The organism is Microbacterium sp. LWH13-1.2, from assembly GCF_038397735.1.
Lineage (GTDB): Bacteria > Actinomycetota > Actinomycetes > Actinomycetales > Microbacteriaceae > Microbacterium.
The window spans coordinates 3236664-3250097 of sequence record NZ_CP151635.1; the positions used below are offsets into that span (position 1 = coordinate 3236664).

Sequence of the window (13434 nt, forward strand, 5' to 3'; positions counted from 1 at the left end):
TCGAGCCGTCGGCCCCACGGGGTCGGCGGCTCGACGCGTCTGCGACGAGTTCGGCATTCTCGCATCATGATCCGTCCACCGCGCAGTCTCTCTAGGTGGGTACGGTCTCGATCGCAGACCGCAGATGCTGTCGTCAGGGGAATCCATGCCGGTCACGGTGCACACGAACTTCCACACTCCCGCGCAGGCGGACTCCGTCGTGCGGGTGCTGCAGCAGCTCACGACGGAGCTGAAACACGTCGAGTGGAGGGTCTGCGATCACCGCTCTGTGTCCTTCAGCACACGCCGGACGCTGTTCGCGGGGCCCGCCGACGTGAGGGTCGTCGCGACTCCGATGTCCGAGGGCGGATCCGACGTGCGGATCGCGCTTCAGTCGCCGACCCGTCGCCGGACGACCTCGACGGCGGCCGACCGGCTCAGCCAGCGGATCCAGCGGGCGCTCGGCTGAAGTCGAGCCACTGCGAAGATCCCGCGCCCGGCCGACCTCATCCGGCGGCTACGATTTCAGTCATGACGAATTCCGGCCGAATCGACGACGTCTCCATCGGCGGAGAGATGATCCGCCTCGGCCAGTTCCTGAAGTTCTCGGGGCTCCTCGACTCCGGCGGCAACGCCAAGGAGGTCGTGATCGACGGATTCGTGAGGGTGAACGACGAGGTCGATCGTCGCCGAGGCCGTCAGCTGCACGACGGCGACCTGGTCACCTTCGAGGGCCGAACGGTGCGCGTCCGCCCCTGACGCCGGACTTTCCGGTCACCGCCGCGTCGCGTAGCGCAGGAACATCACACCGCTGCCGAACCGGCGATCCTCGAGCAGTTCGAGGTCGACGTGCACGCCCTCGGGAAAGAACGGCCTTCCCCCGCCGACGATCCCCGGACCGATGAACAGACCGAACTCGTCGACCAGTCCGGCCCGGATCGCCTCGCCCGCGAGCGTCGGACCGTCGACCGTCAGATCACTGTCGGACTCGGCCTTCCAGCGTTCGACCACCTCGGGGTCGAAGGAGCGCTCGAGACGGGTGCGCTCACTCGAGACCTCCGCGAGAGTCGTCGAGAAGACGACCTTGTCGGCAGCCTGCCACACGCGCGCGTAATCGATCCCCACCTGCGGCTGATCGGGTTCGAGGTGCGCGGTCTCCCAGTAGACCATCGTCTCGTACATGCGCCGCCCATAGAGGTAGGTGCCGACATCGGCGAACTGTCTGTTGATGAAGTCGTGCAGCTCCTCGTCGAGCGCCCAGTCGAACCCGCCATCGGGCCCGCTGACGTAGCCGTCGAGCGACGTGATCATGGAGTAGATGAGTCGGCCCATGCGGCGAGGCTACTCCCGACCGTCGAGCGGATCGACCCCTTCCCGGTTCCTTAGCGACCAGTCCCGCGAGGCGCAAGGCGCTGGTCGAGATCGCGATGTCGACGCACGCTGGAGGCATACCCCAGACCCGCTACCGAGAGGAACCCCCATGTCTCGTGACCAGTACACCTTCGTCAATCCCGCCGAGCTCTACTCCGACATCGAGCCCGAGAAGCAGCACACGCCCGAGCCGGGGCTCGACGCAGATCTCGCCCCGAAGGCCGACCTCGGCGAGGACAGCTACCGCGGCACCGGCCGCCTGACCGGCCGCAAGGCGCTCATCACCGGCGGCGACTCCGGCATCGGAGCGGCCACCGCGATCGCCTTCGCCCGTGAGGGTGCGGATGTGGCGCTCTCGTACCTTCCGGCCGAGGAAGAGGATGCGGCGCGCATCGCCGGAATCCTGCGCGACGCCGGCGCCACCGTGGCGCAGATCCCCGGCGATCTGCGCGACCCCGAGTACTGCCGCACGCTCGTCGCCGAAGCGGTCGGAGCGCTGGGCGGCCTCGACATCCTCGTCAACAACGGCGGCAAGCAGGTCTATCAGGAGTCGCTCGCCGACATCACCGACGAGCAGTTCGATGACACCTTCAAGACCAACGTGTACGCGATGTTCTGGATCACGAAGGCGGCGCTCCCGCACCTTCCGGCAGGTTCCGCGATCATCAACACGACGTCTATCCAGGCGTACTCGCCCTCGGACATCCTCGTCGACTACGCCTCGACGAAGGCGACCATCAACGCGTTCACGAAGGGCCTCGCACAGCAGCTCGCGCCGAAGGGCATTCGTGTGAACGCCGTGGCGCCGGGTCCGATCTGGACGCCGCTGCAGCCCAGCGACGGACAGCCGCAGGAGAAGCTCGAGGAGTTCGGCGAGAACACGCCGCTCGGCCGCATGGGTCAGCCCGCCGAGCTCGCCCCCGCGTACGTGTTCCTCGCCTCCGCGGAGTCGAGCTACGTCGCCGGCGAGACGCTCAACGTCAACGGCGGTATGCCGACCCCGTGAGCCGAGAAGTGCGAACGCCCCGCCCGAGACGATCGGGCGGGGCGTTCGTGCGCGCGGCACTCCTTCGCCGATGTCAGCGCCGCAAGGCAATATGTCGGTATGGCAGATGGATACGACCACGATTTCCTTCCGACGCCCATTCCTCTGCCGCAGCCGACGCAGGATGCGACCGAGCTGACCTACCCGCGCTTCACGGTGCTGCTCGACACTGCCCGCCGCCTGGCGGTCGTGACGGGTGTGAACATCGACGGAGCGCTGCTGCGCGATCTGCCGCGCACCGGCGAGTGGCGTCTCGACCCCCGGGTCGCCGCCGATCTGCAGACCGGCCCCGAGGTGTACTCACGCAACGACCTCGACCGCGGACACCTCGTGCGACGGCGCGACCCGGGCTGGGGCGATGTCGCCGACGCCCGGGCGGCGACCGAAGCCACGTTCTTCTATCCGAATGCGGCTCCGCAGGCGGCCGGGTTCAATCAGTCGAAAGAGCTCTGGCTGGGTCTCGAAGACCATGTGATCGAATACGCCGAGACCACCGATCAGTGCGTCTCGGTCTTCACCGCGCCCGTGCTGGCGGACGACGATCCCACATATCGCGGCATCCGCATCCCCCTCCGGTTCTGGAAAGTGGCCGCGTGGCAGGGGCCCGACGGCCCGGCATCCGCCGGTTTCATCCTCGACCAGACCGACCTCGTGGAGACCAGCCGCGGCCTGCTCGCCGCGCCGCCTCTGGGTGCCTTCCGCACGTTCCAGGTTCCGGTCGCCGAGATCGCACGGATCACCGGCGTCGACGTGGGGGCACTCGGCGACGCCGATGTGCTGCGTCGAGGGAGCATCCGGCCCACGGAGTGGATCTCCCTGACCTCCTCGGACGACATCGCGCTCTGACCGTCGGTCTGCCGACTCAGCCGAGCGCAGTCCGGGCACACCCGGTACCGGCCGACATCGTGCCGCGTCAGATCGGTCCACGGCTCCCGTCTGCCGACGGTTCTCGAGCAGTCGTCGCACCGGCGCCGAGGACGGGCGACGAGGAGCAGGCCGAGCAGCATCAGCAGCCCTGCGGCGATTCCGAACAGCAGGAGGGAGCCCGCACCGGTGGCCGCCAGGCGCTGGGGTTGCGCATCGACATCCCCCGACATGGTGGCGACCACGTCGAAGGCGAGTTCGGTGGAGGCGGCACCCCCGATGCGATGCCGAGTCGTCTCCGCCCGAAGCTCGAATCCGATCTCCACGCTCACCGTCTCACCGTGAGCGACCTGAACCTGCGCGATCTCCACGACGCCCACCGATCGGTCACGCAGCGCGGCGTAGGGCTGCGTCCCCTCGATGCCGCCCACGTTCCAGAACAGCTCGACGTCGTCGGCGAGGTCAGGGTTGCGGGCTGCCTCGGGAATGACCTCGCCGAACCGCAGCGACACCGCCAGGTCGGCGCGAGATGGACCGGTGTTCGTCAACAGCAGCGTGCGTCGTGTGCGGTCACCCGGCGATGCGACCCGGTCGCCGACGAACGAGGCCTCGGCGGTGGAGTACGAGCGACCCGACCAGTCCAGGTGCGTCGCCTCGCCGTCCCAGGTGGCCGTAGTGACGGCGCCCCAGGAATCGGCTCGAACGTCGGATGCCGCCGCCGGTGCCGCGCCCGCGGGGCCGCCCGTCGCCGCGATCCGGCCTGGCTGGACTGACGGCGACGCGGGCAGGACGCCGGCCGCCGAGAGCACGCCTGCCAGGGTGAACAGGAGGACCAGAGCGAGGATCCACGAGACGAGCGACGCTCGACGGTTTCGCCGGCGAGAGTCGGCGAGCACGTCGTCGAGGACTCCGGATACGGGGTACGCAGTAGAGGCGGCGGGGTGCGGGTGCGACATCACTGGTCTCTCTCGGGATTCGTCGTGGTCGGGAGCAGTTCGCGGAAGGAGTCCTCGTCGACAGGCGGCAGTCGCAGTCGCGCGAACTGGAGTTCCCGCTCGCGGATCGCGAGCTCGCGTTCGCGGAGATCGAGTTCCCGGACCCGCAGCTCGTCGAGCGACGGTGCAGGAGCGGATACCGCGGCGCCCCCACCCGACCCCGAAGTCAGGATCACGCGTGTCCGCGGCTTCCTGAACGTGCTCCAGAGGCCGTAGCCGAGCAGACCGGTGCCGAGAACGATGCCGAGCATCAGGAGGTTCTCCGACACCCACTGCCGCACCCATCCGAGCGCGGGGAGGCTGTAGAGGAAAGCACCTCGCACCTGCTCGGGCGATACGGGGGCGTCCTCCGCCGAGTTGGCATCGCCCTGGGTGATGAAGCGGCAGTCGGCGCCGTCGTCGAACGCGCCGACGGTCTTGCCCACGACCCGGTGGGTGATGAGCGCCGGATTCCCGGGCTCGGGTAGGTAGGTGACGATGTCGCCGACGCCGATCTCGGTGCACACCTGATCGGGTGCGACGCCTCGCACGGCCACGATGTCGCCCGGCGCGAGGGTCGGCTCCATGGAACCGGTGAGCACGGTGAGCGATGACCCTCCGGCCACTCGCGGCACCACGACGAGTGCGGCGATGAGCGCGATCACCGTCACGACGAACGCGAGCGACACGGCTCGCCCGGCGATGCGCCAGGGCGATTCGTACCAGCTCTTCTGGATCCTGCCGGCGGTGCGCATGCGTCCGTCTCTCATCGGTGGGGTGGTGTTCGCAGGAGGCGCCCCGGTCGCGGGGCGCCTCCCGACCGGGGTGCTTAGAACTGCTCTCCGGTGTCGCGAACCTGCTCGAGCCTGAGGTTCAACCCGGCGAGCGTGTCGGTCAGCGTGACGTCGGTGCGGTCGGTGACCGTCGACGAGAAGGTGCCGTAGACGACGACCGTCAGGTCCTCCGTGGTCGCGGCCATCGGGAGCACCGTGATGCCGTTCGCGTCCTCGAGGCCGGCATCCTGTCCTGTCTGCGGTGCCGACAGGTAGAGCAGGGTCGCATCTGCCGTGACGGGCAGAGCGGTCTCGGTCTGCACGAGGGCGCCGTCCTGGTACACCTCGTACGTGTACGTCATGCCGCTGATGTCGTACTCGTTCAGCGCGGAGCCCTCGAGCGCGAGTCGACCGACGAGGTTGTCTCCCTCGAGGGTCACGTCGGCCGAGAACGAGGCCGCGACCTTGTCGCCGGGAACGATGCGCCAGGTCGACGCGTCCGCCGGGGAGAGCGCGTGGCCGAGCTGCGATCCGTCGGTACCGGTGACCGTGGCGGTCGCGTCGTCGCGGTCTGCGGACACGTCCCAGAAGGTCGTGTCGGCGGTCTGCACGACATCGAGGTCTCCAGCGGTGATCTGTCCTCCGCTGAAGCCGTCGGTCGCGGTCCACAGGGCGAACGTCGAGCCGCCCGCGAGCAGGGCTGCGGCCCCGCCGGCGACGAGCAGCAGTGCGCCGCGGCGCTTCTTCCTCTCTTCGGTCACGACGATGATCTGGGGGTTCTCGGTACTCATGCGAGTGCTCCTTTGTGATGGTGGTCGGGTGTGGCGCGGCAGGACCTCGGGTCCGGCCGTCGGGATGAGGACCTCGGGTGCTATCGCGTGGCGTGATCGCCGGGAGCGATGGCGGGGTTCGCGTTGGTCACGCGGGGGTCGATGCGGATCACGAGGTCCGGTTCCCCTGCGGGATCGGGGTGCACGGTCCCGTTCCACGACGAGTCGTCGCGCGACAGGGTGCCGTCGTCACCGATTCCCTCCGCCCACGCGATGTGGTCGTAGACGCCGATGGCCTTGAGCGATGCCGGGAAGGCGACTGCGGCCTCCCAGGTGTCGAAGTCCCGGTTCTCGCTGCCGTCCACGGCGATCCCGTGGGCGCTCGCCTCCGAGGCGTACAGCCCGTCCGTGCGGTGGTTCCAGAGCATCGCGACGCACCAGGTCTGGCTGATCTGAACGCCCGAGGGATTGGCGGCCGGCTCCTGCAGCGTGCGATCGACGGCGTCGGTCAGGTGGACGTTCGCCCCGGCTTCGCCCTCGAGCCCCTCGGGAGCGTCCGGGATCACCGAGCAGTCGTCGCCGAGGCCTGCCGGATAGATCCGGACCGTCGAGTCCGCCAGGAGCGTGCCGTCCTCGGCGGCACCGTCTATCAGGTCGGCGGTGCGTCCATCACTCCAGACCTGAGGGCCTATCGTGATGTCGTAGTCGAGCCCGGCGATGCCGAGAGCGGCTCCGGTCACGTGGAATCGCCGGATCACCGGTTCGGTCCTCAGACCGCCCTGATCGAGCACCGTGGCGATCTCACTGCCGGGCACGGTGATCTCCACCGGCTCACCCGACTCCGACAGCGCCGTCTGCGACTCCGCAGATGCTCCGAAGGTCAGCGCCCCCGTGCGCATCTCGGGCACGACGACGGCGTCATTCGTGGTCCACAGCGCGTTCGCAGTGGAGACCGAGCCGACGGTCATCACACCGGCGATCGCCGCGGTGAGCGAGAGAACCGCACGCCGCCTCATGATCCGGCCCCGCTTCCACGCACCTGGTCGAGACGCACGATCAGGTCGCCCGCCGCCCAGATGCTCGCGGCGCTGCGCACGTCGTCGTCCGTCCAGACGTAGTCGCCTCGCACCTCGACCCTCACGATCACTGTCCATCGGTCGGTCTCGCCCTGCGGCGAACCCACGAGACCGGGCACGGCCAGCGGCCCGCCACCGGGAGCCCCGGTGGCGACGACATCGCCCTCGGCATCCTCCACGCGGAGCGTCACCGCGATGTCGCCCGCATCCACCTGCGCCTGCACGTCGAGGGGGGACGCGAATCCGACGCTCAGCGCACCGACCAGGTTCTCTCCGCACAGATAGGTCTGGAGCGGCTGGGCGATCTCGATCACGTCGCCCGGCATCGTGAAGAAGTCGCTCGGGGTGCTCACCAGCTCTCCGGATCGGGGCTCGGTCACCCCCGGGGTGATCTGCTGCCACGACGCGGGCTCGGTCGTCATGGCCAGATCCCCCGCACGCCACAGCGACCCCGAGAACGTGTCCTCCGACGACCACAGGGCGTACGTGCCGGCACCGATCGCAGCGACGGTCAGTGCCGCGACGGCGACGGCGCTGATGAGGAGCGTCGCCCTCCTCGTGCGAGGCGGCGTGTCGACCGCGGTCATCGGCGCCACCCCTCAGCGCTGCCGTTCGAGAAGATCGTTCCGCACGCGGCGACCTTCTTGCTGTCACCGACCGCGAGCTGCGGGATCGAGCCGATCAGGCCGCCGGTGCCGAGACGCAGGTCGGAATCCGTGACGAGGATGTCATGCAGGTTCGTGACCCAGTCGTCCGCCGATCGGTTCGTCACCGTGTACACGAAGCACACGGCCTGCCCGTCGACGAGCCTCGACCCGGTGAGCACCGGAGTGCCCGTCTGCTCGATCGTCGCGGGAGTCGAGGCATCGGTCACCGCGGCGAACGCGCGCTTCTCGATGTCGATCGTCGGATCGGTGGCGAACAGGAACGGTGTCACCGACGGCACGACCAGCCCGTCGTAGTTCGTGTCGCTCGACGCGACGGTCGCCGCGATCGTCGCCCTCGTGTTCGCCCGGACATCCCCGGCACTCGCCTTCACCACGATCGGCTCGGTCGAACGGCCACCGGGGGCGATGACCGGTGAATCGGTCGACAGGTGGACGCCGTTCTCGGAACCCACCGCGTCGACCTGCGACGAGAACGTCACCGGCGATGTCGGCACCGGAGCGCCCGCGCGGAGCATCAGGGCATACGTCTTGCCTTTCTTCTCGCCTGTCACGAGGGTGAAGCGGGGCGCCGTCACCTGCAGCGGGTTGACGAACGTGATGCCGGCGTCGACCGAGGTCGCGGCCAGGAGATTACTCAGACCAGAGGTCGAGGTCACGCTCCCGGCAGCGATGCCCGCGGACACCGCGGCCGAGTCGTCGACCCTGGCGACCACCTCGAACTGGAGACCGTTCTTGCCGGCGACAGGCGTCACCGAGACGACTCTCGGGTTGATCCGTGCCGCATCGAGGGTGTCCGCCGTCGCGGTGGCTGCCAGCTGGACATCATCGGGGGTGACGGTCGAGGGATCCAGCGGCAACGACGACGTGAGCAGGTAGCGGAGGTCCCGGCTCATCGTGGGGTCGTTCTGACCTGCCGCCTGCTCGAGCGCGAGGATCGGCCGGCAGTTCCCGGTCACAGCGACCGTGCGGCTGAACTGCGACGAGGTGAGCTGGGGCGTGGTCTCGACGTGCGTCTGCACGCGCACGAATCCCGACACGTCGCCGGTCGTGGCGTTCACGGCCTGCGCGGAGGCGGTCGCAGTGGCGGCGGCGAGCGGTTGCGGGCCGACGGGCAGCGCCACAGCGACCGATGCCGTGGCCGCCGTCACTCCGGTCACACGCCCCAGGTAGATCTCGGCGGTGCGATCGGCCGTCCAGTACACGTCGAGCGAGACGGGTCCGGTGGGGATGTTCTGCCCGGTCACCGGTCTCTGCACGGCGAACTCCGCCGGGCAGGTCCCTCCGGTGAACCCGACTCGAGGCGTCGCGACCAGCGCGGTGCTCGAGGGAGCGGCGACCACGGCGGCGGTCGACGCCGGGAACCAGGTCGCCACCGACAGGTTCGAGTCCGAGCCGTTGTCGACGAGGAGCGCTCCCCCGTCGGCGGTCTCTTCGCCCGTGGCCGGCCTGCCCTGCGAGCCCGATCGCGTTCCGAAGGTGTTCCCCGAGACCGTCGTCAGACCGCTGCGCGAGAGTCGGATGCTGGAGTCGTATCCGTCGATGAAGTTGTCGGTGATGCTGAGTCCGCTCGGCACCGTGCCGCTGCGGGTCAGGCCATCCCAGCGGATAGCGATGCTCTGCCCCGAGGCCGCGCGCACGATGTCGTTGCGCGAGATCCTGTTCTCGCCGGTGAGTGTGCCCGGTGGCAGGGTGATGAACGCGTACTCGTCTCCCGACCCGTCGCCGGTGGAGTTGAGGAACTGGTTGCCCGAGATGGTCAGATTCGACAGCCGCACGCCCGAGCTGCCGCCGTTCGAGAACTTGAATCCCGTGGCCCCGTTGAGGTTCTTCACCACCGAGTCCTGGAACGAGAAGCCGTCGAGAACGACGTTGGAGTCACGCGGCGAGAAGGTCGTCAGGTTGGTGCGGCAGCCGGAGCCGTCTGACCCGTTGCACGTGCCTCCGGAGGTGTAGTTCACCGTGACGCGCGAGATGGTGATGTTCTTCATCGGCGTCGTGGTCGTCGCATTGAACAGGAACAAGCCCGAGGTCTGCTGGCTCTCGTGGAAGAACCCCTGCAGCGAGTAGTCGCTGACCGAGATGTCACTCGCTCCTTGGCGATACACGACGAAGCGCTCGGGATAGTAGTTCTCCCTGGTGACGGTCGAGCCCCCGGTGAGGCTCACCCTCTTGGCCTGCTCGCCCATCACGATCGACGTGCCACTGGAGAGGATGTTCGTGAAGTTCTTCAGGACGACGTCCGGCCCGGCCACCTCGAACGCCGCCCCCTCCACCGACTCCGATGTGGGGATGATGGAGAGGCGGTTGTCGAGATCGATGGTCACCGGTGCGGTGATGCGATAGAAGGCACCGTCGTCCCAGCTCGACACGGCGGACGTCTGCATCCAGTTCGCGGCCGATCGGGTCATGACCGGGCGGATGGTTCCGCTGAGACCGGGCTGCACGCTGATGACGACGGCACCCGGCGCGCCCTTCAGGGCGTTCGACTCCTCGAGCGCCGCGCGGAGTGTGCAAGTGCCCGCAGCGGTCAGGCACACGCCGTCACCGGGTGTCTGATCGATTCCGGAGAAGGCGGTGCTCGTGATCACGAGCTCGTGGCTCGGAGCCGACATCGCCGGCCCCGCCACCACGACGGCGCCTGCGATCAGGCCGAGGCATGCCGTGATCGCGGCGGCGAGACGCACGCGCCGTGCCGCTCGGCGTCGGCGCCGCAGCGTTCGGCGGCCTGGTGATCGAGGGCTCTCGCTCACGGTTATCGTCTCCATGCGTTCGGGCGCGCGCTGATGTCACGCTGTTTCTCGGGTGGGGTAGGACCGCGGGGCACGATGTGCGCAGATGGGCGGTGACTGTAAGGATGCGGCCCGCAGCCTGCCGGAACCCGGGATTCCGATCCCGTCAGCACTCGGCCGCGTCGATCTCAGTGGCCGTCGTGGTCGGCTACGTAGTGCAGGCTCGCGAACCTGAGGATTCCGTGTCGCGGATGCTCAGTACCAGCCCTCCCAGTACTGCACCGCGACGAAACCTCTGCCACGGCGCGCTCGGAAGTACGCAAGCTCGGCGCTCGCCCCGCGTAGGCGGCGTGCTCACCGTGATCATCCGGGGACTCGGCGCGACAGGATCAGAGCTGGCGGGGCGGCCGTATCGGCCGCCGCCGGTGCGCCTATCTCTGCGGAGTCCAGGAGAGTACGTTTTGCATAGGTACAGCACGTGAGGAGGCGAGAACTCATGGTGGTCGGTCGCGAAGAGAGTCTCGCCGCAGCAGTCGACCTGATCCAGGCAGGCGTCAGCATCGATGTCGTCGGCAGTCGAGGCTCCGGTCGCAGCGCGTTCTTCAAGGCACTGCGCGCCCGAGTGGAGCAGGACGAGTGGACCGTGGTCTCGGTGCGCGGGATCGCCTCGCTGCGCCAGCATCCGCTCGCCGCTCTGCACCTCGCAGGCATCGGCGCGACCAGCACGCAGCGGCCCGGTCCGAATCTCCATGAGACGGCCGACCAGCTGCGGCAGGCGCTCCGCGCCTCGCGTTCGGTGCTGTTCCTCGACGACTGGGACGACCTCGACGAGTCGTCGTGGGGTGTCGCCGAGTCGGTGCGGCGCGAATACGGGGTGCCGATCGTCCTGTCGCGCCTGCAGGGTCTGCGTGCCAGGCACACACCGAGCGGTCTTCCCGCGTCGACGCTCGAGCCGTCGTACGTGATCGACATGACTCCGCTGCGCTTCGAAGAGATGGAGACGGCCCTGGAGACGTACCTCTCGCACCCGATCGAGGCGACCACGATGAGCCGGATCTTCGCGAAGTCGGGGGGAAACATCGGTCTCGCGCTGAGCCTCGTCGATGCGACCATCCGAGAACAGCGTCTCGTGCTGCGCGGCGGCGAATGGACCGCGACCAGAGACCTGTGGAGCAGCGGTCTGCGCGCCGTCCTGGAGGCGCACCTCGAGAGCCTCGACGATGCGACGCGCGATGCCCTCGAGATCATCGCGATCGTGGGCGTCGCCGATATCGACACGGCCAGCCAACTCGTCGACTGGGGCACGCTGGAGCTTCTCGAGGAGCGCCGGATGATCACGTTCATCCCCAGCGGTGACCGGCAGCTCGTCGCGGTCATGCCGCCTCTGCTGGTCGAGTTCTTCCGGCACGAGCCGCTCACCGCACGACGCACGCGGCTCACGGGGCAGATCGTGCGGCAGCTGAGCACGCCCGAATCGGTCTGGTCGGTGCTCACCGACTCGCAGTCCTCCCCGACGACGGCGAGCGGTCAGGATGCCCTGTTCGTCCGTCTGCTGCAGGAGCGGGCACGAGCACGTCGCATCGTCACGGCCGCCGAATGGGAGGCGAACCCCACCGCGGCCAGTGCCGTCCGCTATATCCGCGCCCTCATGCACACGCACACGGCGAAGGTGAGGGATGTGATCACCGAGATCCTCTCGTCTCCCGATGCCCGATCGGGCGATGACGCGAGTCGCGCCGAGTTCGTCGCCCTCGAGGCCGAGTGGACCGCCTACGTCGACAACGACCTCGAGCGCGCTGTCGCGCAGCTGCAGGAGAATGCCTCCACCGTCGGCATGCATGCCGGGATGCTGCGGGCGGTCGAGGTGCAGCTGTTCGCGAACCTCGACGCGGTGCCCGATGACTTCAGCAGTCGCCTGGAGGTCTCGGACGAGCTTCCGACCACGGTCAAGCTGCTGATGTTCGAGACGCAGATGAGTGTGCTCGTCAGTCTCGGTCGCTTCACGGATGCCCTGCGGGTGTACACGCTCATCGAGGATCTCGAGATCGAAGATCAGCGGCACACCCCGCGGGTGCTCCTCGGGATGGCTCTGTTCGGTCAGGGCGACGCGAGCGGAGCTCTGGACGTGCTGCAGCGCGGCTTCGACGAGGCGCACGGATACCTCGACATCGACGCGGTGCGCGCCTTCGGCACCGCCGCGGCACTGTGCCATCTGGCGTCAGGAGACCACGCGGCGGTCGACGACCTGCTCGAGGTCATCTTCTCCGCCGGTGAGCCCTCGCCCCTGCCGCCCGGCGTGCAGCTGTCACTGCTGGCGATCGCCGCTGTCGTCGCCATCCGCCGGGGTCAGCTGACGACCGGCGAGCGGCTCGCCGCCGACCTGGAGCAGCTCGGAGCAGAGGACGGCCCTCTTCCCGGGCAGAGCCGCGCCTGGCCCCAGGTGCAGCTGCTCGCCTTCGACGGGAACACGCAGAAGGCGGCCGAGCTGCTGGCCCGCTCGGGTGAGGCCCTCTGGAATCGCGGCGCGCGCGTGGCAGGTCTCACCGCCGAGCTCTCGGCAGTGGAGCTGGAGCCGACGCCGGCCCGACTCGCGGTCGCTCTGGCGCACCTGACGGAGGTTCCTGAGGCCGCAGGGCTCGCCGCCCAGGCCGCCTTCGTGACGGCGCTGGTAAACCACGACCCTCGCGCGATCCTGGCCACCGCCGATGAACTGGATGCTCGGGGGCTCACCGGAACGTCGCTGTCCGCCTGTCGATTCTCGCGCACCTGGTATTCCGAGGCCGGAGACGAGGAAGGGCAACGGCACGCTCTCGAGCAGGAGGAACGGATCCGCGCGCGGCACGCGGGGAGGCACTTCGATCTCGCACGGTTCGGCGCGACGGCGGTCACCCTCACCGATCGCGAGAAGGAAGTGGGACGCCTCGCGGCGAGCGGGCTGTCGAACGCCGAGATCGCCTCCCGCCTGGTGCTCAGCGTGCGCACCGTGGAGAGCCATATGCACCGGATCATGCGCAAGCTCGACGTCTCGAACCGCCGAGGGCTTCGCCGTCACGCCGAGGCGCTCGCCTGATTCCCGACCTCCGTGCCCGCCCCCGGCATACCGGTTGACAATGGGTCTTGCGCGAGGCGTTCGCTGGTGTCACGCTTACGTCACAGCTCTGTCGCGCTGTAACGCGACAGCTGGG

General features: G+C 68.7%; 12 protein-coding genes. 6 read left to right on the top strand and 6 right to left on the bottom strand.

Going from position 1 to position 13434, the window contains the following annotated elements:
• Window positions 1-145 precede the first annotated feature (145 nt).
• A complete protein-coding gene (locus tag MRBLWH13_RS15620) occupies window positions 146-448 on the top strand; it encodes a hypothetical protein (protein ID WP_341955849.1) in 303 nt (100 codons plus the stop codon).
• Window positions 449-510: 62 nt separating this feature from the next.
• Entirely contained in the window at window positions 511-738 is a 228-nt protein-coding gene (locus MRBLWH13_RS15625) for an RNA-binding S4 domain-containing protein (protein WP_056311088.1), read from the top strand.
• A 15-nt stretch (window positions 739-753) separates the two neighbouring features.
• Here the strand turns inward: MRBLWH13_RS15625 and MRBLWH13_RS15630 are convergent, their stop codons facing one another.
• Complete coding sequence (locus tag MRBLWH13_RS15630) at window positions 754-1311, bottom strand: dihydrofolate reductase family protein (RefSeq protein ID WP_341955850.1); 558 nt, start codon at window positions 1309-1311, stop codon at window positions 754-756.
• Between the two features lie 148 nt (window positions 1312-1459).
• Between MRBLWH13_RS15630 and MRBLWH13_RS15635 the strand changes: the two genes are divergently transcribed.
• From MRBLWH13_RS15635 to MRBLWH13_RS15645, 3 genes are all read left to right on the top strand, one after another.
• On the top strand, window positions 1460-2356 hold the full coding sequence (locus MRBLWH13_RS15635; protein ID WP_341955851.1) for an SDR family oxidoreductase: 897 nt from the start codon (window positions 1460-1462) through the stop codon (window positions 2354-2356).
• Window positions 2357-2455: 99 nt separating this feature from the next.
• Entirely contained in the window at window positions 2456-3241 is a 786-nt protein-coding gene (locus tag MRBLWH13_RS15640; RefSeq protein WP_341955852.1) for a DNA/RNA non-specific endonuclease, read from the top strand.
• On the top strand, window positions 3202-4032 hold the full coding sequence (locus MRBLWH13_RS15645) for a hypothetical protein (protein ID WP_341955853.1): 831 nt from the start codon (window positions 3202-3204) through the stop codon (window positions 4030-4032). The genes MRBLWH13_RS15640 and MRBLWH13_RS15645 overlap by 40 nt, the downstream gene beginning before the upstream one ends.
• A 182-nt stretch (window positions 4033-4214) precedes the next feature.
• Here the strand turns inward: MRBLWH13_RS15645 and MRBLWH13_RS15650 are convergent, their stop codons facing one another.
• From MRBLWH13_RS15650 to MRBLWH13_RS15670, 5 genes are all read right to left on the bottom strand, one after another.
• Complete coding sequence (locus MRBLWH13_RS15650; protein ID WP_341955854.1) at window positions 4215-4988, bottom strand: signal peptidase I; 774 nt, start codon at window positions 4986-4988, stop codon at window positions 4215-4217.
• Window positions 4989-5062: 74 nt separating this feature from the next.
• Complete coding sequence (locus tag MRBLWH13_RS15655) at window positions 5063-5797, bottom strand: SipW-dependent-type signal peptide-containing protein (protein ID WP_341955855.1); 735 nt, start codon at window positions 5795-5797, stop codon at window positions 5063-5065.
• Between the two features lie 80 nt (window positions 5798-5877).
• A complete protein-coding gene (locus MRBLWH13_RS15660) occupies window positions 5878-6792 on the bottom strand; it encodes a hypothetical protein (RefSeq protein ID WP_341955856.1) in 915 nt (304 codons plus the stop codon).
• On the bottom strand, window positions 6789-7439 hold the full coding sequence (locus MRBLWH13_RS15665) for a SipW-dependent-type signal peptide-containing protein (protein WP_341955857.1): 651 nt from the start codon (window positions 7437-7439) through the stop codon (window positions 6789-6791). The genes MRBLWH13_RS15660 and MRBLWH13_RS15665 overlap by 4 nt, the downstream gene beginning before the upstream one ends.
• Window positions 7436-10270 (bottom strand): hypothetical protein, encoded by a 2835-nt coding sequence (locus MRBLWH13_RS15670; protein WP_341955858.1) that lies wholly within the window; start codon window positions 10268-10270, stop codon window positions 7436-7438. The genes MRBLWH13_RS15665 and MRBLWH13_RS15670 overlap by 4 nt, the downstream gene beginning before the upstream one ends.
• Before the next feature lie 475 nt (window positions 10271-10745).
• On the opposite strand from MRBLWH13_RS15670, the gene MRBLWH13_RS15675 reads away from it, so the two are divergent.
• Entirely contained in the window at window positions 10746-13319 is a 2574-nt protein-coding gene (locus MRBLWH13_RS15675) for a LuxR C-terminal-related transcriptional regulator (protein WP_341955859.1), read from the top strand.
• Window positions 13320-13434 lie beyond the last annotated feature (115 nt).

Bases quoted from the DNA above. Each gene is read 5' to 3' on its own strand.
- MRBLWH13_RS15620 (WP_341955849.1), top strand. From the start codon at position 146: ATGCCGGTCACGGTGCACACGAACTTCCACACTCCCGCGCAGGCGGAC.
- MRBLWH13_RS15625 (WP_056311088.1), top strand. From the start codon at position 511: ATGACGAATTCCGGCCGAATCGACGACGTCTCCATCGGCGGAGAGATG.
- MRBLWH13_RS15630 (WP_341955850.1), bottom strand. From the start codon at position 1,311: ATGGGCCGACTCATCTACTCCATGATCACGTCGCTCGACGGCTACGTC.
- MRBLWH13_RS15635 (WP_341955851.1), top strand. From the start codon at position 1,460: ATGTCTCGTGACCAGTACACCTTCGTCAATCCCGCCGAGCTCTACTCC.
- MRBLWH13_RS15640 (WP_341955852.1), top strand. From the start codon at position 2,456: ATGGCAGATGGATACGACCACGATTTCCTTCCGACGCCCATTCCTCTG.
- MRBLWH13_RS15650 (WP_341955854.1), bottom strand. From the start codon at position 4,988: ATGCGCACCGCCGGCAGGATCCAGAAGAGCTGGTACGAATCGCCCTGG.
- MRBLWH13_RS15655 (WP_341955855.1), bottom strand. From the start codon at position 5,797: ATGAGTACCGAGAACCCCCAGATCATCGTCGTGACCGAAGAGAGGAAG.
- MRBLWH13_RS15660 (WP_341955856.1), bottom strand. From the start codon at position 6,792: ATGAGGCGGCGTGCGGTTCTCTCGCTCACCGCGGCGATCGCCGGTGTG.
- MRBLWH13_RS15665 (WP_341955857.1), bottom strand. From the start codon at position 7,439: ATGACCGCGGTCGACACGCCGCCTCGCACGAGGAGGGCGACGCTCCTC.
- MRBLWH13_RS15675 (WP_341955859.1), top strand. From the start codon at position 10,746: ATGGTGGTCGGTCGCGAAGAGAGTCTCGCCGCAGCAGTCGACCTGATC.